General features: G+C 30.9%; 18 protein-coding genes and 2 pseudogenes. 16 read left to right on the top strand and 4 right to left on the bottom strand.

All coding sequences use genetic code 11. The features are described from left to right. Nucleotides 1-58: 58 nt before the first annotated feature. The 9 genes from BUB36_RS02120 (at nt 59) to BUB36_RS02080 (ending at nt 11636) form a co-directional block, all read left to right on the top strand. On the top strand, nt 59-904 hold the full coding sequence (locus BUB36_RS02120; RefSeq protein ID WP_073146767.1) for a 3-hydroxybutyryl-CoA dehydrogenase: 846 nt from the start codon (nt 59-61) through the stop codon (nt 902-904). Nucleotides 905-995: 91 nt separating this feature from the next. Beyond that, complete coding sequence (locus tag BUB36_RS02115; protein ID WP_073146744.1) at nt 996-2174, top strand: acetyl-CoA C-acetyltransferase; 1179 nt, start codon at nt 996-998, stop codon at nt 2172-2174. A gap of 137 nt (nt 2175-2311) precedes the next feature. Continuing rightward, entirely contained in the window at nt 2312-2728 is a 417-nt protein-coding gene (locus BUB36_RS02110; RefSeq protein ID WP_073146743.1) for a MaoC family dehydratase, read from the top strand. Nucleotides 2729-2984: 256 nt separating this feature from the next. Next, the gene (locus BUB36_RS02105) at nt 2985-4124 is read left to right on the top strand and encodes an acyl-CoA dehydrogenase (RefSeq protein WP_073146742.1); all 1140 of its coding nucleotides are present in this window, start codon (nt 2985-2987) and stop codon (nt 4122-4124) included. 13 nt (nt 4125-4137) lie between these two features. Beyond that, nucleotides 4138-4920, top strand: a complete 783-nt coding sequence (locus BUB36_RS02100; RefSeq protein WP_073146741.1) for an electron transfer flavoprotein subunit beta/FixA family protein — start codon at nt 4138-4140, stop codon at nt 4918-4920. A gap of 36 nt (nt 4921-4956) precedes the next feature. Next, complete coding sequence (locus BUB36_RS02095) at nt 4957-5967, top strand: electron transfer flavoprotein subunit alpha/FixB family protein (RefSeq protein ID WP_073146740.1); 1011 nt, start codon at nt 4957-4959, stop codon at nt 5965-5967. A 450-nt stretch (nt 5968-6417) separates the two neighbouring features. Continuing rightward, nucleotides 6418-8130 carry a sigma 54-interacting transcriptional regulator gene (locus BUB36_RS02090; protein WP_073146739.1) on the top strand — a complete coding sequence of 571 codons (1713 nt, stop codon included), beginning with the start codon at nt 6418-6420 and terminating at the stop codon, nt 8128-8130. 448 nt (nt 8131-8578) lie between these two features. Next, nucleotides 8579-10132 (top strand): acyl CoA:acetate/3-ketoacid CoA transferase, encoded by a 1554-nt coding sequence (locus tag BUB36_RS02085; RefSeq protein ID WP_073146738.1) that lies wholly within the window; start codon nt 8579-8581, stop codon nt 10130-10132. A gap of 133 nt (nt 10133-10265) precedes the next feature. Further along, a complete protein-coding gene (locus BUB36_RS02080) occupies nt 10266-11636 on the top strand; it encodes a GntP family permease (RefSeq protein WP_207550740.1) in 1371 nt (456 codons plus the stop codon). 267 nt (nt 11637-11903) lie between these two features. On the opposite strand, the gene BUB36_RS19550 is transcribed toward BUB36_RS02080, so the two are convergent. From BUB36_RS19550 to BUB36_RS02065, 4 genes are all read right to left on the bottom strand, one after another. After that, complete coding sequence (locus BUB36_RS19550) at nt 11904-12077, bottom strand: hypothetical protein (protein WP_165613012.1); 174 nt, start codon at nt 12075-12077, stop codon at nt 11904-11906. Nucleotides 12078-12350: 273 nt separating this feature from the next. Then, nucleotides 12351-12803, bottom strand: a complete 453-nt coding sequence (locus BUB36_RS02075) for a hypothetical protein (protein ID WP_073146736.1) — start codon at nt 12801-12803, stop codon at nt 12351-12353. Beyond that, a complete protein-coding gene (locus tag BUB36_RS02070; protein WP_073146735.1) occupies nt 12800-14149 on the bottom strand; it encodes a radical SAM/SPASM domain-containing protein in 1350 nt (449 codons plus the stop codon). Before BUB36_RS02070 ends, BUB36_RS02075 begins: the two co-directional genes overlap by 4 nt. Next, complete coding sequence (locus BUB36_RS02065; protein WP_073146734.1) at nt 14149-15393, bottom strand: MFS transporter; 1245 nt, start codon at nt 15391-15393, stop codon at nt 14149-14151. The genes BUB36_RS02070 and BUB36_RS02065 overlap by 1 nt, the downstream gene beginning before the upstream one ends. A 704-nt stretch (nt 15394-16097) precedes the next feature. Between BUB36_RS02065 and BUB36_RS02060 the strand changes: the two genes are divergently transcribed. The 7 genes and pseudogenes from BUB36_RS02060 to BUB36_RS02030 all read left to right on the top strand — a co-directional run bounded on the left by BUB36_RS02060 (nt 16098) and on the right by BUB36_RS02030 (nt 23460). Next, nucleotides 16098-18032, top strand: coding sequence for a DUF4158 domain-containing protein (locus BUB36_RS02060; protein ID WP_073146733.1), 1935 nt, complete (start codon nt 16098-16100; stop codon nt 18030-18032). Continuing rightward, nucleotides 17983-18782 (top strand): annotated as a pseudogene (locus BUB36_RS20615) (Tn3 family transposase). Before BUB36_RS02060 ends, BUB36_RS20615 begins: the two are co-directional and overlap by 50 nt. Further along, the gene (locus tag BUB36_RS20610) at nt 18739-19029 is read left to right on the top strand and encodes a Tn3 family transposase (RefSeq protein ID WP_408633764.1); all 291 of its coding nucleotides are present in this window, start codon (nt 18739-18741) and stop codon (nt 19027-19029) included. The pseudogene BUB36_RS20615 and the gene BUB36_RS20610 overlap by 44 nt, the downstream one beginning before the upstream one ends. Nucleotides 19030-19102: 73 nt before the next feature. Further along, the gene (locus BUB36_RS02045) at nt 19103-19309 is read left to right on the top strand and encodes a hypothetical protein (protein ID WP_073146731.1); all 207 of its coding nucleotides are present in this window, start codon (nt 19103-19105) and stop codon (nt 19307-19309) included. A gap of 231 nt (nt 19310-19540) precedes the next feature. Continuing rightward, complete coding sequence (locus tag BUB36_RS02040) at nt 19541-19756, top strand: hypothetical protein (protein ID WP_073146730.1); 216 nt, start codon at nt 19541-19543, stop codon at nt 19754-19756. 591 nt (nt 19757-20347) lie between these two features. After that, a pseudogene (locus BUB36_RS02035) lies at nt 20348-21522 on the top strand (IS256 family transposase). A gap of 1095 nt (nt 21523-22617) precedes the next feature. Then, a complete protein-coding gene (locus tag BUB36_RS02030; RefSeq protein ID WP_073146729.1) occupies nt 22618-23460 on the top strand; it encodes a PRD domain-containing protein in 843 nt (280 codons plus the stop codon). Nucleotides 23461-23500 lie beyond the last annotated feature (40 nt).

Raw genomic sequence — 23500 nt, 5'->3', positions numbered from 1 at the left:
ATCAAGTGCCAAGTTTTAAGTTGGATTTGAAGAAACAAAAAAAGGAGGACAAATGAAAATGAAGGTATTTGTTTTAGGTGCAGGGACAATGGGTTCTGGAATCGTTCAGGCCTTTGCACAAACAGGATATGAAGTAGTAATGAGGGATATTGAAGAAAAATTTGTACAAAGAGGTCTAGCAACAATAACAAAAAATTTAGATAGAAGTGTAAAGAAAGAAAAAATAACTGAGGAAGAGAAAAAGGAAATACTAGCTAGGATTACACCTACAACAGATATTAATTTAGCAAAGGATGCAGACCTAGTGATAGAAGCAGCAGTGGAGAATATGGAAATAAAGAAAAAAATATTTGCTGAGCTAGATGGTATCTGTAAAGAAGAAGCGATACTTGCTACAAATACATCTTCACTTTCAATAACAGAAATATCAAGCTCTACCAATAGACCTGACAGGGTTATAGGAATGCATTTCTTTAACCCCGTACCAGTTATGAAGCTAGTAGAAGTAATAAGGGGAATTGCTACTTCAGAAGAAACAAAGAATACAGTTGTAGAATTAACAAAGAAATTAAATAAGACACCTGTGGAGGTAGAAGAAGCTCCAGGATTTGTGGTAAATAGGATACTTATTCCTATGATTAATGAAGCTATAGGGATTTTAGCTGATGGGGTTGCAAGTGCAGAAGATATAGATACAGCTATGAAGCTTGGAGCCAATCATCCAATAGGACCTTTAGCTTTAGCAGATTTAATAGGTAATGATGTAAACTTAGCAATTATGGAAGTACTTTATGAAGAGTTTGGAGATCCAAAATATAGACCACATCCACTTTTAAGAAAGATGGTAAGGGGAGGACTATTAGGAAGAAAAACTGGTAAAGGATTCTATGATTATTCTAAATAATAGATAAAAGAGGTTGTAGTTTATAGGTTGAAGGTGTAAAAACAACCTTTTATATAGAACTTTATGAATGTAAATATGAGGAGGAATAATAGTGAGGGAAGTAGTAATTGTAAGTGCCGTTAGAACACCGATTGGAGCATTTAATGGTTGTTTTAAATCACTTTCGGCTGTTGATTTAGGAGCAGTGGCAGCTAAAGAGGCTATAAAAAGAGCAGGGATTAAACCAGAAATTATTGATGAAGCACTTATAGGTAATGTACTTCAAGGAGGACTTGGACAAAATGTCGCTAGACAAGTAGTTATAAAGGCAGGTATACCAGAACATGTACCAGCAATAACAATAAATAAAGTATGTGGTTCAGGACTTAGAACAGTAAGCATGGCAGCTCAATCAATAATGTTAGGTGATGCAGATGTAATCCTTGCAGGTGGTACAGAAAGCATGACCAATGCTCCATACCTTCTTAATAAAGCTAGATGGGGACATAGAATGGGTGACGGTAAATTAGTTGACTCAATGATAAAAGATGGACTATGGGATGCTTTTAATGATTATCATATGGGAATCACAGCTGAAAATGTGGCAGAAAGATGGAATATCTCAAGAGAAGAACAAGATAAGTTTGCATTAACTAGTCAGCAAAGGGCTGAAAAAGCCATTAAAGAAGGCAGATTTAAAGATGAAATCGTTCCTGTAGAAGTGCCACAAAGAAAAGGGGATCCAATGGTTGTTGATACAGATGAATACCCTAAATTTGGAACTACATTAAAAAAACTTGGAAAATTAAGACCAGCCTTTAAAAAGGACGGTACAGTAACTGCAGGAAATGCATCTGGTATAAATGATGGTGCAGCTATGTTTATAGTAATGGCTAAGGAGAAGGCTGAAGAATTAGGATTAGATATCTTAGCTACTATAAAATCATATGCTTCAGCTGCAATAGACCCAGCTATTATGGGATATGGACCAGTGCCGTCATCTAAAAAAGCCTTAGAGAAAGCTGGACTTAAAGTAGAAGATTTGGATTTAATAGAAGCAAATGAAGCCTTTGCAGCTCAATCTTTAGCAGTAGCAAAAGATTTGAATTTTGATATGGATAAAGTGAATGTAAATGGTGGAGCTATTGCATTAGGACATCCTATTGGAGCATCTGGAGCAAGGATTTTAGTTACCTTGATCCATGAAATGATAAAACGAGATTCTAAAAAAGGATTAGCAACCCTATGTATAGGTGGAGGACAAGGGACTGCTGTAATTGTAGAAAGATAGGTTTTGAGCTGGCGACCCGTTTCTAGGCGGTAGACTCAATAAAATTCATTATATAAATACTAAATTGTTGATTTTGGAGTTGGAAATACATTTGTATTTCCAACCTCAAGATTTACGCAAAGAAGGAGGTTAATTTGTTGAAAGGTAAAACCATAAAGGAAATAAAAATTGGAGATAAGGCTTTTTTTCAAAAAACCATAACTGAAACAGATGTTTACCTTTATGCAGGTATAACAGGAGATATAAATCCTGCCCATATCAACCATGAAGTATCTAAGGATACAATCTTCAAAGGAAGAATTGCCCATGGTATGCTAACAGCTGGACTAGTTTCAGCAGTTTTAGGAGTACAATTACCAGGACCTGGGACTATTTATTTAGCACAGGAACTTAAATTTACAGCTCCAGTTAGATTTGGGGATACCATAAAAGCAGAGGTGGAAGTTATAGAAAAAATTGAAGATAAAAATAGAATTAAGCTAAATACAATTTGCACCAATCAAAATGGAGAAGTAGTTCTTAAGGGTATTGCTACAGTAATGCCACCTAAATAATAGTAATATAAATTATAGCTTTATTAAAAAAGATATATAGGAATTTAAGTAAAGACTTTAATTTATACATATCCAAAACGCCCAGAAACGTTGCGTATTTGTACATTATAAATTAAGTTTTACTATGTAAATCCTATATAGAAGATTGAAATAAAGTTGAAACTAAGTAAAGAAATGTTAGTTAATAAACAAACAAAATATTAAATAATATTAATATTATTTATTTAAAATACCATTGTTAGAGGAGGAAAATAGTATGGATTTTCGCATTCCAGAAGAACATGAAATGCTAAGACAAATGTACAGAGAGTTTGCAGAGAATGAAGTTAAGCCTCTTGCAGAAGAAGTTGATGAAAAGGAAATGTTTCCCATAGAAACAGTTAAAAAACTAGCTAGATATGGTTTCTTGGGAATACCCTTCCCTAAGGAATATGGTGGACAAGGTGGAGATAACCTAGCCTATATAATGGCTGTGGAAGAATTATCTAAGGTGTGTGCTACTACAGGTGTTATAGTATCTGCCCACACTTCATTATGTGCTTCACCAATATATGAATTTGGTACAGAAGAACAAAAACAAAAATATTTAGTTCCATTAGCTAAAGGAGAAAAGCTGGGAGCATTTGGATTAACTGAACCTAATGCAGGTACTGATGCAGCTGGACAACAGACAAATGCAGTACTAGATGGAGATCATTATATATTAAATGGCTCAAAGATATTCATAACAAATGCTGGCTATGCTGATATATATATAGTTATGGCTATGACAGATAAGAGTAAAGGTGTTAAGGGTATATCAGCCTTTATAGTTGAAAAAGATTATGAAGGCTTTAGTATAGGTAAAAAAGAAGCAAAAATGGGTATTAAGGGTTCCGCTACTTGTGAGCTTATATTTGACAATGTTAGAGTTCCAAAGGAAAATTTACTTGGAAAAGAAGGACAAGGATTCAAGATTGCAATGAAGACATTGGATGGTGGACGTATTGGAATAGGGTCACAGGCACTGGGTATTGCACAGGGAGCTATTGATGAAACAGTAAAATATGTAAAAGAAAGAAAGCAGTTTGGAAGGGCAATAGCTAAGTTCCAAAATACTCAATTTACCCTTGCAGATATGCAAACTAAAACAGATGCAGCAAGACTTTTAGTATATAGAGCTGCTAAAGCTAAGGATGATAAAGCTCCTTACAGCACTTATGCAGCTATGGCTAAGCTTTTTGCTGCAGAAACAGCTATGGAGGTTACAACTAAAGCAGTACAATTACATGGTGGATATGGTTATACAAGGGAATATCCAGTTGAAAGAATGATGAGAGATGCTAAGATAACAGAAATATATGAAGGTACTTCAGAAGTACAAAGAATGGTTATAGCAGGAAGTATGTTAAGATAAGGAGGCTTTAATGATGAAAATAGTTGTTTGTATTAAACAAGTTCCAGATACTACAGAGGTTAGATTAGATCCTAAAACAGGTACTCTTATAAGGGACGGTGTTCCAAGTATCATAAATCCTGATGATAAAAGTGGTTTGGAGGCTGCTTTAAAACTTAAGGATGAAGTGGGAGCAGAAGTGACTGTACTTACAATGGGACCACCTCAAGCACAAAAAGCCCTTAGAGAAGCTTTGGCTATGGGAGCAGATAAAGCCATTTTACTAAGCGATAGAGCCTTTGCAGGTGCAGATACTTGGGCTACATCAAGTACATTGGCAGCAGCTTTAAGAAAATTAGATTATGATTTAGTTATAGCAGGAAGACAAGCAATCGATGGAGATACTGCTCAAGTAGGACCACAAATAGCTGAGCATTTAAATTTACCACAGGTAAGCTATGTTGAAGACCTTGAGTTAGATGGAGACAGCTTGATATTAAAGAGAGTTTTTGAAGACGGATATCATAAGATAAAGGTAAAAATGCCATGTTTAATAACTACCCTTAGCGAAATGAATCAGCCAAGATATATGTCAATTGGTGGAGTATTTGATGCTTATAGAGAAAAGGAAATAATTACTTGGAGTTTAAATGATATAGAAGTAGATACAGCTAATATAGGACTAAAGGGCTCACCAACTAAGGTTAAGAAATCCTTTACAAAGGGAGCTAAGGCTGCAGGTAAAGTATATGAGGTAGAACCAAAGGATGCAGCAAAAATTATAGTAGAAAAATTAAAAGAAAAATTCATAATATAGTTAGGTTTGAATCAAAAAGTATAAGGAGGGAGTACCTTGAATATCGCAGAATATAAAGGGGTTTTCGTATTCGTTGAGCAAAGACAAGGAGAAATTCAAAGAGTTTCTTTAGAGCTTATTGGAAAAGGTAGAGAAATTGCAGATAAATTAGGAGAAAAAGTTGTAGCTGTAATATTGGGCAATAATATAGTAGATAAAACAAAAACATTAATTCATTATGGAGCAGATGAAGTTTTATATGTTGATGACCCAGCTTTAGATATATATATGACAGAGCCATATACAAAGGCATTAACACAGGTAATTAATTTAAAGAAACCAGAAATATTCTTAATTGGTGCAACTGCTATAGGAAGAGATTTAGCTCCTAGGGTTTCAGCTAGAATTCATACGGGACTTACAGCAGACTGTACTTCATTGGATATAGATGATGAAACTAGAAATTTATTAATGACAAGACCTGCCTTTGGTGGAAATATTATGGCAACAATTATTTGCCCAGATCATAGGCCACAAATGTCTACAGTTAGACCTGGAGTTATGCCTCTTTTTGAAAAGGATGAAAACAGAGAAGGGCATATTGAAGAAGTAAAAGTAGAATTCACTAAAGAAGATATGAATGTCGAGATATTGGAAGTAGTAAAGGAAACAAAACAAAAAATAAATATTGAAGATGCTAAAATATTAGTTTCAGGTGGTAGAGGAATTGGAAAACCTGAGAATTTTGAAGTGCTTAAGGAGTTAGCTGCTGGACTTGATGGACAAGTATCAGCTTCTCGTGCAGTTGTTGATGCTGGGTGGATTGATAGAGACCATCAAGTAGGGCAAACAGGAAAAACTGTAAGACCAGATTTATATATAGCTTGTGGTATCTCTGGAGCTATTCAGCATATAGCTGGTATGGAAGAATCTGAATTTATAGTTGCTATAAATAAAGATGCAGAAGCTCCAATATTTGAAGTAGCAGATGTAGGGATTGTTGGTGATTTAAATAAGGTAATACCTGCATTGATAGAGGAACTTGCTGCTACTAAAGATTCTGAATAGGATATAATAATTGTACGGATAACTTCATGGGTATGGGGATATGGGTGTCGAAACAATAAACCTATAAAATGATAATTAGCCATGTCATTTATATATAAGATTGAAGACCTCCCTAAGAATTCGGATTTTATTTTAAAGCCTCATACCCTTAAATGGACACCCATATAGTTTAAAAGCTTGTTGATAGGTTCATACCATAAATAAGATTAAGCAAAAAAAGAATCCTAGATTTAGGATTCTTTTTTTGTGGGGATATTTTTTATTATTAAATATGGATTTACTAAGATTACTTTTTCTTGTTGTTTTAAATTGAAGGATTGGTTTATAAATATTTACCTTCCGACAAATTCTATGATATCATAATACTAAAGATATATTTTGATATTTTATTGTCAAATTTAGGTTGTTAGATTTATAAAATAAACATTTTATATAAAACGAGGTGTAATAATGAAATATATCGATAAATATTTTAGAGCAATAATAGAAAATATTACGGATGCTTTAATAGGTATAGACAAAAATGGAAATATTAACATGATCAATGAGAGGGCAGAAGAACTTTTGGGCTTGAAATTTGAAGATGTTATAAGGAAGAGAATAAAAGATGTTATTGTAAATACTAAGTTGATGAGGGTTATAGAAACAAAAAAGGAAGAAATGAATCAAAGATTTTCTAGTAATGGAAGGCAATTTGTAGTTAATAGGCTACCTATATTACATCAAGATGAAATTCAAGGAGCTATAGCCCTATTTCATGATGTGACAGACTATAATAAAATAAGTAAAAAACTTAATGAAGATGAAGTATACATCGATATATTAAATACCATTTTGGACACCTTTAATGAATGGATTGTTGTTGTGGATAGAAATGGAATAATTACAATGATGAGTAAAGCATATAAGGAATTTGTCGGAGATCCAAACCCAGAAGGGAAACATGTAACTGAAGTTATTGAAAATACAAGAATGCACATAGTAGTAAATACAGGAATAATGGAAGTAGGAGAAATACAAGAAATAAAAGGAAGCAGAATGATTGCTATGCGTATACCATTTAAAAAGGATGGCAAAGTTATTGGAGCAGTTGGAAAGACAATGTTTAAAGATGTTAGTGATTTAGCTACTTTAAGTAAAAAAATAAGTAAGCTTGAAAAAGAGATAGAATATTACAAAAATGAGCTTGCCGATAAAAGAGTAGCAAAATATACCTTTGAAAATCTAGTTGGAGATAGTCCTAAGATGAAGGAAGTCAAAGCACTAGCAAAAAAAGCAGCAAAGACCAATTCAAATGTACTTATCTTGGGAGAGAGTGGAACAGGAAAGGAACTTTTTGCCCATGCTATTCATAATGCCAGCAGTAGAAATCTAGGGCCATTTGTAAAGATTAATTGTGCAGCAATACCATCGGAACTGTTGGAGTCTGAATTATTTGGCTATGAAGAAGGAGCCTTTACAGGAGCTAAAAAGGGTGGTAAAAAAGGAAAATTTGAGTTGGCAAACTGTGGAACTATTTTGCTTGATGAAATAGGAGACATGCCCCTTACTATGCAGGCAAAGCTTTTAAGGGTGATACAAGAAAAAGAAGTAGAAAGATTAGGTGGAAATATACTAAAAAACATAGATGTTAGAATAATAACCTCAACAAATAAAGATTTAGAAAAACTTGTAAAGAAAAATGAATTCAGAGAAGATCTTTTTTATAGATTAAATGTAATGGCTATAAAATTACCACCGCTTAGAGAGAGAAGGGAAGATATAGAAGCTTTAGCAAATGAACTTAAAATGAAAATTGCCAATAAATTAGGTATATATGTAGAGGGTATATCTCAAGAGGCCATAGAATATCTAAAAAACTATGATTGGCCAGGCAATATCAGGGAGCTTGAGAATGTTATAGAACGAGCTATCAATCTATTAGATGCAGATTTAATAATAAAGCCTAAGCATTTGCCAGAAAGGCTGACTAGAAAAAAAACTAAAACATATCTCATAGGAAATAGGAATTTAAAAAGTATTATTGAAGAAGTAGAAAAGGAAGTTATTCAAGAATGTTTAATAAAGACTAAAGGTAATAAGAATAAAGCTGCAAAGATGCTTGGAATTAGTAGAATGGGATTATATAAAAAGATAGAGAGATATAAACTAGATAGCCTTTAATTTAATATAAAGAGTGATAAATACTATAAAGAAGTGTATAAAAAAAATATATGTAAACACAATTTACGCTTTTTTAAAAGAAATAAAGATTGCAATACAATACATGATATTTGCTGACGGATTAGAAAAATGTAAATTTTATTTACGTTTTTTTAATCTTTTTATTTTTTCAGAAGTTTAATTTTTAAGTTTTAATGTGATATTGGAGTTGATAAAGCAATATTTAGAGATATTTATAGAAATTAATTTAAACTCTTTGGAAATAAAGACTTTGAAAGATATTTAGAAATTTAAAATAATTATTGTTAATGATAGAAATGTTTTTGTATAATAGTCATTGTTAATAAAATAACATTAAATACATAACATGGCATGATATTTGCTCTTATTATTAATGGATATAGTAATATGGATAAAAAATTAACAACAATATAAAGGAGGGTAAATAATGCGTGTTAAAGTATTAAATGCAGAAGAAGCCGTAAAATTGATTCCAGATGATGCCATATTAGCTACTGGAGGCTTTGTAGGCATAGGTGTACCAGAAGAAGTAGAAATTGCTTTAGAAAAACAATTTCTTGAAACTGGCACTCCTAAAAACCTTACTTTAGTATATGCTGCTGGTCAAGGAGATGGTAAAGATAAGGGTTTAAATCATTTAGGACATGAAGGTTTAATAAAAAAGGTAATTGGAGGGCATTGGGGACTCGCACCTAAGTTGCAAAAATTGGCCCTTGAAAATAAAATCGAGGCTTACAATTTTCCACAGGGTGTAATTTCTCATTTATTTAGAGATATAGCAGCTGGAAAACCAGGGACTATCACCCATGTGGGATTAAAGACTTTTGTAGATCCTAGATTAGAGGGTGGAAAAATAAATGATGTAACAAAGGAAGATATGGTAAAGCTTATAGAGCTTGAAGGTAAAGAATACTTATTTTACAAATCCTTTCCCATAGATGTAGCCCTTTTAAGAGGAACATACGCAGATGAATATGGAAACATCTCAATGGAGGAAGAGGCTGTTTCTTTAGAAGCTTTATCAATTGCTGCTGCATGTAAAAATTCGGGAGGTAAAGTAATAGTACAAGTTAAAAAGATAGTAAAGGCTGGTTCATTAGATCCAAAGCTTATTAAAATACCTGGTATATATGTAGATACAGTTGTTGTTGCTGAAAATGAAGAAAATCATATGCAAACCTATGGAAATCAATATGATTCTTCATATTGTGGAAAGACATATGTTCCAGTCAATTCAATAAAATCGTTACCATTAAATGAGAGAAAAATCATTGCAAGAAGGGCTGCTATGGAGCTTATTCCCAATGCCATAGTGAATCTTGGTATAGGAGTTCCAGAAGTGATTGCAATGGTAGCAAATGAAGAAGGTGCTGGAGACCAAATGGTTCTTACTGTTGAATCTGGACCAGTAGGAGGAGTACCAGCTGGAGGATTAGATTTTGGAGCTTCAACTAACCCTGAAGCCATATTAGATCAACCATATCAATTTGATTTTTATGATGGTGGAGGACTTGATTTAGCATTTTTAGGATTAGCTCAATGTGATAAAAAAGGAAATATTAATGTTTCTAAATTTGGACCTAAAATAGCTGGCTGCGGTGGCTTTATCAATATAACTCAAAATGCTAAAAAAGTGGTATATTGTGGAACCTTTACTGCTGGTGGATTGAAGGTTAAAGCAAAGGATGGAAGACTTGTAATAGAAAAAGAAGGTAGAGTTAAAAAGTTCTTAGATAAGGTTGAACAAATAACCTTTAGTGGTGATTATGCTATTGATAATGAAACACCAGTTTTATATATAACTGAAAGAGCAGTTTTTGAGCTTTCTAGAGAAGGATTAGTATTAAAAGAAATTGCTCCAGGTATAGACCTTCAAAAAGATGTTTTAGACTTAATGGATTTCAAACCGATAGTTTCTGAAGAACTAAAGGAAATGGATTCAAGAATATTTAAGGATGAATTGATGGGTCTAACTATATAAAATCATTTACATATATTTTTTATATAGTGAATTTTTTAAAATAATAATTGTATTAAGTTTTTTAGGGCAGATGACATTTGCATCTGACCCTTAGCAATAATAAAAAATTATATATGAAGAAAGGAGTCAAATTATGTTAGGAGTTATTGGTATTATCATTTCTTTAGGCTTACTTATGTATCTAGCTTACAGAGGAATCACAGTTCTTATTCTAGCACCAATACTAGCAATGCTAGCAGCAGTATTTTCGGGAGATATCCCTCTACTTGCAAGCTATACCGAAGTATTCATGAAAAGCTTTGCAGGATATGCAAAGGCTTACTTCCCACTATTCTTATTAGGAGCTATATTTGGTAAGGTTATGGATGCTTCTGGAGCTGCTAAATCTATAGCTCATTTTATAGCTGAAAAGCTTGGAAAAGATAAAGCTATTTTAGCAGTTGTGTTATCCTGTGCAATATTGACCTATGGTGGGGTTTCATTATTCGTTGTTGCTTTTGCAGTTTATCCTGTAGCAGCAGCGTTATTTAGAGAAGGTAATGTTCCAAAAAGATTTATACCTGCTTCAATTGCACTTGGTTCCTTTACCTTTACTATGACTGCACTGCCAGGTACACCACAAATCCAAAATGCTATTCCTATGCCGTTTTTTGGAACTACTGCATGGGCTGCTCCAATTCTTGGGCTTATAGGTGCAGCAGTTATGTTTGGTGGTGGTATGTGGTGGCTTACTACACGTTCTAAAAAGGCCATGGCAGCTGGAGAAGGCTATGGTAATCATAAAGAAGAAATCAAAGAATTCGATTTGGACAAGCTACCAAGCTTTGCTGCCGCATTAACTCCAATAATCATAGTGCTTGTACTTAATTATTTGCTTGGTAAATTCTATTTTGGAAATATGGATGGTTCCTTCCTTGAACAATATGGAACAACATTAAGTAAGGTTAAAGGTATATGGAGTATAATTATTTCCCTTGTAGCATCTATAGTGGTAGCATTAATTATATTCCGTAAAAACATTGATAACATGAAAGAAACTATTAACCAAGGGGCTTATGGTTCATTATTAGCCATAATTAACACTTCATCTGAGGTTGGTTATGGTAACGTTATTAAAGCCTTAGGGGCTTTTGCATTAGTTAAAGCGGCTATACTTGCAATACCTGGTACACCCCTTATTTCCCTTGCAGCTTCAACAAGTATACTTGCTGGTATAACTGGTTCAGCTTCTGGTGGTATGAGTATTGCACTTGGAGCATTGGGAGATATATATATGCAAAAAGCTACTGCCCTTGGCATTGACCCAGCAGCTTTTCATAGGATAGCTGCAATGGCGTGTGGTGGACTTGACACTCTTCCACATAATGGTGCAGTTATAACATTACTAGGTATAACTGGATTAACTCATAAGGAGTCATATGCAGATCTTGGTATGTGTACAGTTGTAATTCCACTTTGTGCTACTATAGTAGCAATAGTTGCAGCAACTTTTGGCATAGTATAAAACATATATGAATTTACTATTTATCAATAAATAATAAATAAAAACAAAATATAAAGTTTCTATAGAAAGAAGACCCTTTCAAAAAAGAAAGGGTCTTTTTGGTGCAAAAGGTAGTAGAGAGAATCAATAAAAGTTATCTGAATATGGTATTTGAAAATTATTAGTGTTAATTATGCAATTTTCTTAGCTAATAAAGTTATCGAAAGGACCAGAAGCGATAAAGACAGCTATAGGAAGCTATTTCCTATGGCTAAAGAATTTATAGTTTTAAGCAAGCAAAATTCTCCAAATAAGCTTTGATATTGTCGTTTTTCTTACTATAGACATCATTTTCAAAGCTTCCTTTTGTATTGTTGACATTTTTACCCTTATATTTGTATCTTTGGTTTCATTGCTAAAACTAGTATTTTGGAACTCGATTAGCTTATTGATATCTGTCATAAAGCCCCCTTTCCATCTTATAATCCGTATCACTGTTTTGTTGCTACAATTATACTATACTAAATAGTTTTAATTTACGTTAGAAATTAAACGGTTATCTAAGCTTAAATAGTATCTTAAATTAGTCTTTAGGATACTATTGGCATTATAAAAATATTAGGATTTATATGTGGTTACGACACTTCTCTCTAAAAGTTGTTAACAGCTTGAAATAATATAACTAATCTTCAAAAATGAAAATTAATAAAATTCGTTGGCAAGACCTGAAACACTTTAAGTCTTGATTATTTCTACTTTTGAATTTTCAAAACATATTAAAGAATTATAATTAAAAATTCTAAAGTAATATTTTCTGGTTGAAATTATACCATTAATAAAGCATATGACTCCATATTTATTTGCAAGCTTTCTTATAACTTTTTCAGCGTTTAGATCATTTAGAGAGAAAGTGGGATTGTTGAAATGGTTATGTATTATTGCTAAGCCCTTATTATTTTCTTTGCAATATTTTATGATCCATATAATAAACTTAGGGTCAAGTTTGAAACTACCACTATCTCTACTTAAAAAAGCTTCCTCTGGAACATCAATAAGATCGCGTAATTGATACTCATCATAATTTTTGTCAACTGTCATAAAAAAGGGAACTTCTATTTTAGCCTTCTCATAAGTTTCTTTTATTGATCTATCATTTTCTGAAGTTATTTTTACTATTATTTTTTTCATGATATTTTTTCGTATTGTTTGTTTAGTTTTGAGTATATTTTTTTCAGTGTTTTTCTATATTCATCATTATCTTCAACTTGCATGTTTAAAATTCCATTGATAAAACTATTACATAATTCATTAACATATTTACAATGCTCTTCGTCATTATATGATTCACCAGAAAATGATATACAATATTGACAAAATCTCTTATTTCCACAAACTTTACATTTTTCATGCTCTGATTTAAAATATTTTTTTAGAAGATTTTTAGAAGAATTCTTTATAGTATCTATTGATTCAGTAATGTTACCTAAAATATATTCATCATTATCTACAAATCCTTGGCAAGGATATATGTTTCCATCAAAATTAACTGTAAATTGTTTAAAACCAGCATCGCAAAATGTTTTAGTATAAGAATCGCTATTAAATGCAAGTATCATTCTAACAAATACATCGTCATATGTATCTTTATAGAACTTTCCTTTTATTTTTTCAAGAGAATAGGAATTCAAAAACTCATCTTCGCTTTTTTCATCGAGTTTCAAATTCGAAGTAATATTACCATTATCAATGACTTTTATTATATTTACTCTTTCTATTCCGTAATTCGACATGAAAAAATTATCTAATTCTTCGCAAGTTAACCCCAAATTTACATGGTTTTTTGTATAAGTACATTCAATATCTACATCAGTAATTTCTTGGCAAAGTTTTAGATTGCGATCTATTATACCAAATGAACCAGTCCCATTCTTTTTTATCCTTTGTAGATCATTAATTTCTTTAGGACCATCTAGACTTGCAACAATCTTCAAATTATAATTTTTAAAAGTTTCCAATACCCTATCATTTATTAACGTGCAATTTGTAACCATTGAGAACATTGGCATACTTTTGATTTTATGTTTATCAAATAGGTTAGTTACATATCTACATATATAATCAACAGTATCATAATTTAATAAAGGTTCTCCCCCAAAAAAGGAAATCTGCTTAATATGATTATAATGATCATAGAAATTATCTATAGCTTGTTTTGCAGCTTTTTTTGAAAGCTTACCAATTTTTTTATTATAACTTCCTTCATTTGCATAACAATATGTGCATCTTAAATTACAATCATTAGTCATAATAAATCTTAAATGCTGTAATGTATCACTTGATCCTAAACTTTCTATAGGATTATCACTTAAATATTTGTTAAGTTGTATATAAAATTCATCTTGAGAATCAATTTTATGTTGCTCATAGATATCATATGGTATATCAAATAATTTGCCATTATATTTATCATATAGCATTACTTTTTTGGCTTTATCATTAACATACAAATGACCATTTGCTTTTAGTTGTCTCATTAATTATCACTCCCTAACTTTTCATTGACTAAATTTAACGTATACTTATTTCTTAAATATATTAACATTACTATTATTATTAATAAGGTATTTGAAATTACAATGATATAACGCAAATCAAACACGTCTGCTAATAATCCACCAACTAATGTTCCAATAATTTGAAAAACAAAAACTAATTGAAAGCTAATGCCTAAAACTTTACCTCGTACATTTTCATCTATAGCAATAACGAGTATATTGTTAAAGATCGTGTTTGAAATACTTACAAAAAATCCACTTATAAAAAATAGAACAAGAATTCCTTCTAAAACATTGAAAGGGTATAAAATTCTTGCTAAGCTTGTTATAATTATTGCTATTATAAACAAACTTGTATACTTTACTTTCTTTAAATAACTTAGTATAGCAGAACTAATGATTGAAGCTATAACTAAGACTGAAGAAATCATCCCATATATTTCAGGATTATAGTATTTATTGAAGAAAGGGATTGTCATCGTACTACTAATTGAATTAAAAAACATTACAAACATAAATAAAAAAATATATATTCTATAACAATGATCTCCTTTAATAAAATTAACAGCAGTTGTAACATCCGTTTTAAACTTATCAAATAAATTGTTATTCTCATCCTCTATTAAATTATCTTCAAATTCTATAAATATTTCACTAATACCAGAAAGTAAAAATGTTAATCCGTTTATTAAAAATAATATTGGAGCTCCAAGTAGTGAAAGTAAAAATCCTGAAGAACTTTTTGCCAATAATTCAGAAATGTTAAGCCCTAAATTAGAAACACTACTTAGCCTAACTAAATTATTTTTACTACATACTTGAGGAATTAGACAATTTGATGAAAGTTGAAAAAATGGTTTGCATACGGATAAAAAAACTGCATTTATACCAATTAAAATTACATTTCCATGTCCCCAAAAAAAGATTATAGATAAAAGAATAGTTGAAATACCTCTCATAATATCCATACTTACCATCATCCATTTTTTGTTCATCCTATCTACTAAGATACCTGCAAAGGGCGATAATAGCGTTGATGGTAATATATTCAATACCATGATTAAGGACATTAATGCAGTTGAACCAGTCATCTTTAAAATTAAAAAAGAAATTGCTATTTCAAAAACATAATCTCCAAATATTGATATAAAGAAACCTTGTAAAATTAATATAGTATTTTTATTAAAAAGAGAGGATTCTTTGACTTTTTTCTGCATTGCCATTTTAACAACCTCCTTTTTATAAATAGACAATAGAGATATCTCTTAGAAAAAAGAGATATCTCTATTGTCGTTTGGTGTTTTATTTAGGACAACCGCCACCACAAACACCACCACAGCATGCAAATTCAATTTCTTTTAAGCTATTAAATTCTTCTCTTGAAATTTCAGTTGCTTCCCAAGTTTTGATGGTTACACACCCTTTTTAAAAAACTAAAGACATTATAGCAAAAAATCAAGAGAAATTCCATGAATTATATAATATACAAAAATAAATTTATATATACATATAATGATATATATGTAATTAAATATAAATCTTATATTTTTTTAAAAAATTGAATAAACGATTCTCAAAATTGTAATTATGTTCGAACTCTATGAAATATGTATTTGTTTTATGTTAGTTCTGAGAGAATTCGGAAACTATTAATTTGTTTAATAGTACAATATCTTAAATAAATGTTTAGGATATCATCATAATTTGACTTCCTAGCTTTTTATACAATTCCTCCTACTACTTTGTAGTAAAACTAAAGTAGATCATTGTATTATCCACTTTTTTATGACCCAACGTTGCCCAATACCAGCAAACGTGTCACTTCACTGGGTGCAAGGTAAAATTATAGATATAAAAATCTTCTCATTAACTAAATTATCTGAAAATGATATATTTAAGTAAATTAAAGTTTTCGGAGGGATTTATAATGAAAAATATTTGGATGATGGAAGAACTAATTGAAAGCTTTACTTTGTTACCTGAAGAATTACACATGGTTCTAAGTAAGTCAAAGGATGCAAGACTGGGGTTTGCTATACTCTTTAAATACTTTCAAAATGAATGCAAATTCCCCGAGCATAAAAGTCAATTTCCTAAGCAGGTAATTCAGTATATTGCAAAACAAATAGAAACCCAGGAATGTATGCTTGAAAATTACAATCTAAACGGTCGTAGCGTAAGACATCACAAAGTGCAAATTAGAAATTACTTTGGTTTTAGGCTGCCAAATAATGATGATTCTGAAAAGGTCACAAAATGGCTCCTAGCCTTAATTGATTTTAATAGGGCTAACAGGGACTCATTAAAGGAGCATGTATTTGCTTACTTTAGAAAGAAAAGAATTGAACCTTCATCTAACGAAAGAATAGAAAAAATTATAAGCTCGGTGTTAAATACCTTTGAAAATAGATTTTTTAATAATACATTTAAGAAGCTTTCTTCTGAATCCCTTGATGGTATAGATACTTTGATTAGGGGCTTATCAGATGAAAACAATGAAGAAAATCTATTCAATGAATTACGCTCAGATCCAGGACGACTTGGACTAGAAACCATCTTTTTGGAAATTAAAAAATTACGTACTATTCGAAATTTGAATATACCTGATACTATATTCGATAATATTCCTAAGAAAGTATTGAAAAAGTATAAACAAAGGGTTGGTTCTGAGGATATAAGAGAACTGCGTAGACACCCTGAGCCTATTAGATATACTCTATTATCAATATTCTTTTGGCTAAGAAGCAGGGAAATAACAGATAATCTCATTGAGCTTCTTATTCAAGTAATTCATAAAATTAAAGTTAGAGCAGAACGAAGGATAGATAAGGAGTTTATTAATGATTTTAAGCGTGCTAATGGTAAAACAAACATACTTTATAAAATGGCCGAGCTAGCACTAGCTAATCCAGATGAAAAAGTTAAAGATGCAATATTCCCTATAATAACTGAAAAGACTTTAAATGATTTAGTAAAAGAATATAGACATTCAGGAAGTGCATATAATAAAAAGGTTCATACTGTTATGAGGGCTTCCTATGGACGTCATTATCGAAGGATGATTCCACAATTATTACATATCTTAGAATTCAAGTCTAATAATGAAATACATAGACCTGTAATGGAAGCCTTAGAACTTATTAAAAGGTATGCTCATACAAGCCTGCATCATTTTCCAGCAAATGAATATGTTCCTATTGAAGGGGTTATACGTGCTAAATGGAAAGATTCTATTGTTGAAGTTGATAACCGAGGGAGAAGTAGAATAAATCGCATAAATTACGAAATATTCACTCTCCAGTCATTAAGGGATAAGCTTAGATGTAAAGAAATTTGGGTTTTAGGTGCAGATAGATACCGTAATCCAGATCAAGACTTACCAGCAGATTTTGAAATAAATAGAAAGGAAAACTATAAAGCACTTAACAAGCCTTTAGACGCCAGGAATTTGATTTCGCATTTGCAAAATAAAATGATAAATTCATTGGATTCTTTAAATAAAGATATTACTAAAAATCCCAAAGTACGAATTACAACAAAGGGAAATGGATGGATATCAATCTCACCAAGTGAACCTCAAGCTGAGTCACAGAATTTAATAAAACTTAAATCTCAAATAGCAAGTAAGTGGCCCATGACTAACTTATTAGATGTATTAAAAGAAACAGACTTACAATTATCTTTTACTGATAATTTTAAAACTATGGGAGTTAGAGAACAACTGAATCGACGTATAATACAGAAACGTCTTATTTTAGCTTTATATGGCTTAGGAACAAATACCAGTTTAAAACGTGTTGCTTCAGGTAATCATGGAGAAAAGTATAAGGATCTTTTTGTATATACGAAGAAAATACATTAATAAAGATGACCTTAGAAATGCGATATCAGATGTTGTTAATGCAATATTAGATATAAGAGCCAAGGAAATTTGGGGAGAAACTATAACTAGCTGTGCTTCAGATTCCAAAAAATTTGCCAGTTGGGATCAAAATCTAATGACCGAATGGCATATTCGTTATAGGGACCGTGGAGTTATGATTTATTGGCATGTTGAAAAAAATTCTACTTACATATATTCTCAGCTCAAGTCATGTTCATCTTCTGAGGTTTCTTCTATGATTGAAGGTTTGTTAAGGCATTGTACTGATATGGAGATAGAAAAAACTATGTTGACACCCATGGCCAAAGTGAAGTTGCTTTTGCATTTTGCTATTTACTTGGTTTTAAATTGATGCCAAGAATAAAATCTATAGGACGTCAAAAGTTATACAAGCCTAATACAAATATGAATGATTCATTTGAAAATTTAACACCAATATTAACTAGACCAATAAATTGGGAACTCATAATGCAACAGTACGATCAGATGATTAAATATGCTACTGCTCTTAGGCTTGGAATTGCTGAAACTGAAGCTATACTAAAAAGATTTACACGAAATAATTTAAAGCATCCCACCTATCAGGCTCTTTCTGAGCTAGGAAAGGTAATAAAAACGATATTCCTTTGCGAATATTTTAACTCTGAGGACGTAAGAATAGAAATACATAAGGGACTAAATGTTGTTGAAAATTGGAATTCAGCTAATGGTTTCATTTTTTTTCGGTAAAGGGGGAGAAATTTCTACAAACCGCCTTGAAGATCAAGAAATTTCAGTTTTAGCGTTACACTTACTCCAAAACTGTATGATATACATTAATACTCTTATGGTTCAAAAAATACTAAGTGAAAAAGAATGGAAAAAAGTAATGCTTCCTGAAGACTATAGGGCACTTACACCATTATTTTACACTCACATTAATCCATATGGCTCATTCGACTTAAATATGGATGAAAGGATACCTATTGATTTTTAGGTATCCTTGATCTCTAAATTATAAATTTGAGTTTTCCTATCAGAGCAGCTTCGCTGGTACTACCCCTACTAGCTTGAGCTTTGCAAAGGAACAAAATGTTGAAAGTCTTAATTTAGAAGAACTATATAATAAAGCAAAATTGGGGGTTAGTGATGTTGATGATTCTATAATAATAAATAAAATCAATCCTCAGGCTAAATTAATTAATAAAACAAATGGTTCAATAAAAAAAATAGATGTAATACATACTACGCAAAAACTAAATAGTTCAACTACATAAAGTGAATTTTTAGGAAATGATTGTACTTTAAAAAATAATCCAAATACCGTTGAAGAATATGTCACAGTTATTTTTGCAAGTACTTCTAAGACTCAAACAGAAGAGGGATGGGATAATAGTAAAGGTGTAAGAGCATATTCAACAATTTATTGAAAAAAATATTCAAGTCCTGATAGAGTTGACATAACTAAAGTAAAAGGTGGATGGGAGAATAAAGATAGTTCAATAAAAATGTCAAGTAGAACAGTTCGATATGGGCAAAATGGTATAGGAGATATAGGAAACGGACAGTATGTTCAATTAGATCAAACTAAAGAAAAGCATCCTTCATCAAATTCTTTTTCTTATACAGTATCATTCGACCCTGTATTAAGTGCACATAACTATTCTTATGTAGCAGGTTGTACAACAGAATGCACATTAAAAAGAGGAACTAGTTCTACCTAGGAGCTAACACTTATAAATAGAATTTAAAAAAACTGATAAAATACTTAATTGGTAATTAAGAATACTAATATTTTTTTAAATAAGAGTGGAGAGTTTTTTCCAGTTTAAAACTGAGTTTGGCATAGTGAACTATTTATATTAAGGGTGAGTATGATAAGCTTTATGCTATCACACCCTTAATTTTTAAAAGAGCGGTACTCACATATAATCTCAGATATAATCATATCCACAGAGTCTCAATGTCAATAGCTAACTTCAGCACTGGAAAAAGTTCAGGAAATTTATTTATCCCAAATTATTATTCAATTATAATTAACGGTAACAACTTTTTTAAACATAAACACATTAGCACTATTTATTTAGATAATGATTTCCATTTAGATTACAATTTTATTATATCAATTACAGATTAAAGTGTTTTGATAAATATTAAAGAGAGAATATGTGTGAAATTAATATGTCTAATTGGTAATGTAAAAAACTTTGTGATTAAATGAAATAAACAACTCTTTTATGGCAATAATTAGAAATAATAATTAAAGCAGGAGGGTGTTTTGTTATAAGCACATTACCAAAGGAAGTTTTAAGATAATGATTAAGGAAGGCAACTTAAAATCAGCAGGTGATCTTCATTCACTCTTAAAGGCTATGTTTAAGGATGCACTACAGGCTAGATGTGGAGCTTGGATATGATAAGGGAGGAGAGGAAGAATAAGAAGACTGATAACCGTAGGAATGGTCATTCTCAAAAGAATCTGAAGACGAAGTTTGGTGAGATGGAAAAACAAGTTCCAAGAGATAAAAACGGTGAGTTTGAACTGATAGCTGTTCCTAAGAATGTAAGGAATATATCAGGTATAGAAGAACAAGTAATTTCACTCTATGCAAGGGGTATGTCTACTAGAGATATACATGACCAATTAAACGATATTTATGGTATCGAGCTCTCAGCAGAGATGATTAGTAAAATAACTGATAAGATATTACCCTGTATTAATAAAGAATGGCAAAACAGAGCCTTAAAGCTTGTTTATCCCTTTGTATTTATGGATGCTATCCACTATAAAGTTAGAGAAGAAGATCGTATTAAAAGTAAAGCAACCTATGTTGTTTTAGATATAGCTTTAGATGGATTTAAAGATATTTTAGGTATCTGGATTGGAGAAAGTGAATCCTCAAAGTTCTGGTTAGGAGTGCTGAATGAGCTTAAGAATAGAGGGTTAGAAGATGTACTAATATTTAGTGTAGATGGCTTAGCAGACCTAAAAGAAGCGATTGAGGCATCTTATCCCAAGGCTGAAATTCAAAGATGCATTATCCATCAGCTTAGAAACTCTTTTAAGTATGTATCATATAAAGATAGAAAAGTGTTTGTAAAGGATTTTAAAACAGTATATACAGCTATTAATGAAGATGAAGTTTTAGAAAACCTATTTAAGCTAAAAGAAAAATGGGATAATAAGTATCCCTTTGCAATTAAGAGTTGGGAAGCAAATTGGTATATATTATCTCCATTCTTCAAGTTTCCTAAGGATGTCAGAAGGATTATGTACACAACTAATATCATCAAAAGCTTACATTGTCAGTTTAGAAAGGTTACAAAGGCAAAATCTGTCTTTCCTTCTGATCAGTCCCTTGGAAAAATGCTCTATTTAGCAAGTCAAAATGTAATGGAAAAGTGGAGCAGAAACTATAAGAACTGGGATTTAGTCCTTAGCCAACTAATAATATTCTTTAAGGATAGAATCGAAGCTTATGTCTTATAAGTTATCATTAATGTCCACGGTTCGTCTTCTACTAGATAACTTTAATTTTGTTTTGCTTTCAATTCAAATGTTTCTACCTTATTATCCCATTTTACAATAACTTCCACAATGGAATTTTCGTTAATAGACCAAAGAGGAAAGTTTTTATTATGATGTTTTAAATCTGATTCTTCTAAATTACTATGTTGATCCAAGTTTATATTTTTTTCAACCTTAGAATCACCAACTTCATAAGAATAGCTTATATTTTTAATAGAAGATAGTTCTGATATTTCTCTCTTATAGACTAAAATAAAATCTTTTTTTGATTTAGATTTATATTCTACTTGCTTTTCACTATTATTTATAAAAATTTCTCTACCGTAAATATGACATTTTGCTTTCCAAAACTTACCTTCTCCTGTAAAAGTATATTCCTTTAAAATCGCATCTTCATTATCTATTTATTTTAATAATAATGATAATAAAATTATAAAACTTAAAATCATTAGTAAAAAAAATATCCTTTTACTTCTCATTACATCTCTCACCTTTTAAAGTTTTAAATTATAACATAATATATGAACTATTATATAGAATTTACATAGTAAAACTTAATTTATACATGTACAAATATGCAATGTTTCTGGGCATTTTGGACATGTATAAATTAAAGTCTTTACTTAAATTTTTATAGTATGATTATACTATAAATTATTAATACCTTTCTATCAACTTATTTAATCAAAAATGATATAGTTAAGTAAAATAAGCTGTTTAGGGGATTTTATAATGAAAAATATCTAAATTTATGTTTGCAATATTATTGCCTATTTTGTTTCAAGCTAGCTTATTAATAAAGTTGCTACAAAACTTCAGGGTGTTGCTTTAGTAAGCATTAAGGAAAGCTTAGATACTTTAAGCTAATAAAGTTATCGAAATTTTTAAAAAAATATTGACAAACGTTTTCAGTGTATGTTATTATTTAACTACAATAATAAATGATATTCTAGGTACGTTACTTTGTCACAGGCGTAAACCTATGTACTAATGCATAAGATAAAATTGTATTAGAATATAGGTTTGCGCCTTTTCTCTTTTGAAGGAGGTGTGATATTGACTGATAAAAATTACAGAGTATTAAAGATTTTAAATAACAATGTAATTCTAGCCTATGATTTTAGAAGTAATACCGATACTATCCTTATAGGAAAGGGTATTGGATTTGGAAAAAAGGAAAATAAAAAAATATATATACCCGATGGTGATATTCAACGGTCATTTGTAGCTTATAATGAAAAAATGAAGAAGGAGTATTTTAGACTGATAGAGCAAATAGATTCTCATATTATTGAAATAAGTGAGAAAATTATTGAGATTGCTGATGATAGACTAGGTGACTTAGATAGTCATATACACATTTTATTGACTGATCATATAGCTTTTGCAATTGAAAGGGTAAAAACTGGATTAAAGATAGAAAATCCCTTTATTGATGAAATAAAAATAATATATCCAGAGGAATTCGATATAGCTACTCAAGGAATAAAAATGATAAAGAAAAAACTAGATGTTGATTTAGGCTTTGGAGAAATAGGCTTTATTGCAATGCACCTACATGCTAGCAGAAAAAATATCAAGGTTAAGGAAACCATGAAGAATGCTAGAGTTTTAAATGAAATAATTAGTATTATAGAAGAAGGTTTAAATATAACCTTAGATAAGACAAGATTTAACTATAAGAGACTAATCAATCACCTTCAAGGAGCTTTAGACAGGATAAAAAATAAAAGATATATAGATAATCCTCTTTTGGAGAATATCAAAAAAGAATTTAAGGAATCCTTTGAAATTATAAAAAAGATAAAGATTAAAATTGAAGAAGAATACAAAGTAAATGTGCCAGAGCAAGAGCTTGGCTATATGGCAATACATATTGAAAGACTTAAATCTAAATAAAAGAAAGGTGTGTTACTGTTAAATCAGGCATTAACCTACT

The sequence above is a fragment of the Paramaledivibacter caminithermalis DSM 15212 genome (genome assembly GCF_900142245.1).
Lineage (GTDB): Bacteria > Bacillota > Clostridia > Peptostreptococcales > Caminicellaceae > Paramaledivibacter > Paramaledivibacter caminithermalis.
This window is presented reverse-complemented; position numbering and strand designations above follow the sequence as displayed.

Bases quoted from the DNA above. Each gene is read 5' to 3' on its own strand.
- BUB36_RS02065 (WP_073146734.1), bottom strand. From the start codon at position 15,393: ATGGCAATGCAGAAAAAAGTCAAAGAATCCTCTCTTTTTAATAAAAAT.
- BUB36_RS02070 (WP_073146735.1), bottom strand. From the start codon at position 14,149: ATGAGACAACTAAAAGCAAATGGTCATTTGTATGTTAATGATAAAGCC.
- BUB36_RS19550 (WP_165613012.1), bottom strand. From the start codon at position 12,077: ATGACAGATATCAATAAGCTAATCGAGTTCCAAAATACTAGTTTTAGC.
- BUB36_RS02105 (WP_073146742.1), top strand. From the start codon at position 2,985: ATGGATTTTCGCATTCCAGAAGAACATGAAATGCTAAGACAAATGTAC.
- BUB36_RS02100 (WP_073146741.1), top strand. From the start codon at position 4,138: ATGAAAATAGTTGTTTGTATTAAACAAGTTCCAGATACTACAGAGGTT.
- BUB36_RS02060 (WP_073146733.1), top strand. From the start codon at position 16,098: ATGAAAAATATTTGGATGATGGAAGAACTAATTGAAAGCTTTACTTTG.
- BUB36_RS02075 (WP_073146736.1), bottom strand. From the start codon at position 12,803: ATGAAAAAAATAATAGTAAAAATAACTTCAGAAAATGATAGATCAATA.
- BUB36_RS02040 (WP_073146730.1), top strand. From the start codon at position 19,541: ATGTCAAGTAGAACAGTTCGATATGGGCAAAATGGTATAGGAGATATA.
- BUB36_RS02085 (WP_073146738.1), top strand. From the start codon at position 8,579: ATGCGTGTTAAAGTATTAAATGCAGAAGAAGCCGTAAAATTGATTCCA.
- BUB36_RS02080 (WP_207550740.1), top strand. From the start codon at position 10,266: ATGTTAGGAGTTATTGGTATTATCATTTCTTTAGGCTTACTTATGTAT.
- BUB36_RS02090 (WP_073146739.1), top strand. From the start codon at position 6,418: ATGAAATATATCGATAAATATTTTAGAGCAATAATAGAAAATATTACG.
- BUB36_RS02120 (WP_073146767.1), top strand. From the start codon at position 59: ATGAAGGTATTTGTTTTAGGTGCAGGGACAATGGGTTCTGGAATCGTT.